Here is a 724-nt window from a genome sequence, read left to right on the forward strand (position 1 = left end):
AAATACAGGATTAATAGAGGCTTGATTCCGATATTCTTTCGGAGTTAAGCCTTTTAATCTGCTCTTTATCCTTTCTTCGTTATAGTATTCGATGTATTCTTCAATGGCTTGAGTTAATTCTTGAAGGTTATGGTATTTGTATTCTTGGTCATAAAACATCTCTGTCTTAAGCAGACCAAAGAAGTTCTCCATTAAACCGTCATCCATGGAATTGCCTTTTCTGGACATGCTTTGAGTGATGCCTTGAAGTTTTAAAGCACGTTGGTATTTTGGACTCTGATATTGACAGCCTTGGTCAGTATGAAAAGTGCAGTTATTAAGAGCTGTTTCTTTAGCGAAAGCTTTATCAAGCATTGTCATTACTAAATCCATATCTGGATGTTTTGAAATAGAGTAAGAAACTATATCACCGCCGCAGCCATCCAAAATAGGCGACAAATACAGCTTTTCATCATTAAGATGAAATTCAGTGATGTCAGTATACCATTTCATATTAGGCATTGGCGCAAAGAAATCGCGGTGAATCAAATTAGGTGCTATTTTGCCAATAGTACCTTTATAGCTTGAATACTTGCGCTTATTGCGTCTGATACCCTTAAGACCTAGCTTATGCATCCAGTAGCGAACTGTTTTCTCAGTAACGTTCCAACCATCTTTGAGTAGCTGCAATGCTACTCGGCGATAGCCATAGCGCCCCTGATGATAATTGAAGATTTCCTTGATC

Annotated in this window: 1 protein-coding gene; it reads right to left on the reverse strand. The window is 38.0% G+C overall.

What is annotated here, in order from left to right; translation table 11 throughout:
- Nucleotides 1-724: IS3 family transposase (locus CP368_RS10135; RefSeq protein ID WP_143468332.1), on the reverse strand; the 724-nt coding region annotated here is incomplete at both ends.

The sequence above is a fragment of the Lactobacillus sp. UMNPBX17 genome (assembly GCF_002553735.1).
Taxonomy (GTDB): domain Bacteria; phylum Bacillota; class Bacilli; order Lactobacillales; family Lactobacillaceae; genus Lactobacillus; species Lactobacillus gallinarum.